The organism is Arthrobacter sp. CMU6 (genome assembly GCF_059090205.1).
This window is the reverse complement of the sequence record NZ_JBNHFL010000098.1, coordinates 1-463: the sequence shown is the minus strand read 5'-3', so window position 1 is coordinate 463 and position 463 is coordinate 1. Positions and strand designations below refer to the sequence as shown.

The following is a 463-nucleotide window of genomic DNA, read 5'->3' as shown; positions in this document are numbered from 1 at the left end:
TGCTGTTGTGCGGGGCCGCCGTGGTGGCGATCGCGCTGGGCCGGGCGGTAGCCAACTACTGGTCCGCGATCTGCTTCGCGCTCATCGGATCCCGGGTCGCGACAGACCTACGCGCCCGCGCCTTCCGCCACGTCCAAAGCCTGTCCATGCGCCACCACACCCGCGCCTCCACCGGGGACACCGTCCAGCGGCTGGTGGGCGACGTGTCCCGGCTGCAGGAAGTCGCGGTGACGGCGGGCCTGCCGTTGCTGGGCAACATGATCACGCTTGTCCTGATGACCGGCATCCTCCTCTGGCTCGACCCGCTGCTGGCCCTGGTGGTGTTCCTGGCCGGCGGGGTGTTCGTGCTCCTCTCGCGCTCGAGCACAGGCCGGATCACCGCCGCCGCGGGAAACTCCCGGAAGGGTGAAGGAAGCCTGGCCACCACCGCGGCCCAGACGCTCGGCGCCATCCGCGAAGTCCA

1 protein-coding gene is annotated in these 463 nt (G+C 70.6%); it reads left to right on the top strand.

Features of this window, described 5'->3' with window-relative positions:
* Positions 1-463 (top strand): ABC transporter transmembrane domain-containing protein (locus AC5RWD_RS23225; RefSeq protein ID WP_494022270.1); only part of this gene is annotated, 463 nt, incomplete at both ends.